1 protein-coding gene is annotated in these 1,520 nt (G+C 69.0%); it reads right to left on the reverse strand.

The features are described from left to right. Positions 1-69: 69 nt before the first annotated feature. Positions 70-1,434 (reverse strand): dicarboxylate/amino acid:cation symporter, encoded by a 1,365-nt coding sequence (locus tag AC13HU_RS37000; protein ID WP_483046384.1) that lies wholly within the window; start codon positions 1,432-1,434, stop codon positions 70-72. Positions 1,435-1,520: the final 86 nt, after the last annotated feature.

A 1,520-nucleotide genomic window follows, 5' to 3' on the forward strand; every position in this document is an offset into this window, starting at 1 on the left:
GTGGGGGAGAGCAGGCCCGTCGTCATGTTCGGCGGCAGCCCGCCGGTCCGTCGCTGGACGGCCGCGGTCTTAGACGGCCGCGGTCAGCTCGCGGTCCAGGCTCTCGTCCTGGTCGCGGTGCACGTCGACGTCGTCGTCGACCGGGGACGCGGTGGCCGCGTTGAACGCCTCGCGGTCGAGGATGTCCTCCTGCGCGGCCACGATGATCGGCGCCACGATCTGGCCCGCCACGTTGGTGGCGGTGCGCATCATGTCCAGGATCGGGTCGATCGCCATCAGCAGGCCGACGCCCTCCAGCGGCAGGCCGAGCGTGGACAGGGTGAGCGTCAGCATGATCGTCGCGCCGGTGAGGCCGGCCGTCGCCGCGGAGCCGACCACCGAGACGAACGCGATCAGCACGTAGTCCTGCACGCCGAGGTGCACGTCGAAGATCTGCGCCACGAAGATCGACGCGATCGCCGGGTAGATCGACGCGCAGCCGTCCATCTTGGTGGTCGAGCCGAACGGCACCGCGAAGGAGGTGTACGTCTTCGGCACGCCGAGTCGCTCCGCCGACTTCTGCGTCACCGGCAGGGTGCCCACCGAGGAGCGGGACACGAACGCCAGCTGGATCGCGGGCCAGGCGCCCTTGAAGAACTGCAGCGGGTTGACCTTGGCGACCGTCGCCAGCAGCAGCGGGTAGACGCCGAAGAGGACCAGCGCGCAGCCCACGTAGACGTCGGCGGTGAATGTCGCGTACTTGCCGATCAGGTCCCAGCCGTAGGAGGCGATGGCGTAGCCGATCAGGCCGACGGTGCCCAGGGGCGCGAGCCGGATGACCCACCACAGGGCGGTCTGCAGCAGTTCGAGGACGACCTCGCTCAGGGTGAGGACGGGCTTGGCGCGCTCGCCGACCTTCAGCACCGCGATGCCGGCGATCACCGCCATGAACACGATCTGCAGGACGTTCAGCTCGGTGAAGGGCGTGATGACGTCGGTCGGGATGATGCCGGTGAGGAAGTCGATCCAGGAGCCCGAGTGCTGCGGCAGCTTGCCGTCCTTGGCGGTGAGGCCGGTGCCGGAGCCGGGGTTGGTGATCAGGCCGATCGCGATGCCGATGGCGACGGCGATCAGCGACATGATCATGAACCAGAGCAGCGTCCTGGCGGCCAGCCTGGCCGCGTTGTTGACCTTGCGGAGGTTGGTGATCGACACCAGGATCGCGAAGAAGACCAGCGGGCCCACGGCCAGCTTCAGCAGCTGGATGAAGAGGCTGCCGATCTTGTCGAGCGTGGTGGTGAGCCAGCTGATGTCCTGGCTGCGGGCGAGCCAGCCGAGCAGCGCCCCGAGGACGAGGCCGGCGATGATCTGCGCCCAGAACGGGACCTTGGGTATGGACGAACGGTTGCGGGGCTCGGCCGGACCGGTGCTGCCGGCGGCGGTGTTCGCGGACACGAACGCACTCCTGACATGGCGTGGGGATACGGGACGGGACGTGCCGGCCGCCACGCGCAGGAGGGAGCTCTCGCCGTACCGCGGGC

The organism is Streptomyces sp. NH27, assembly GCF_056859195.1.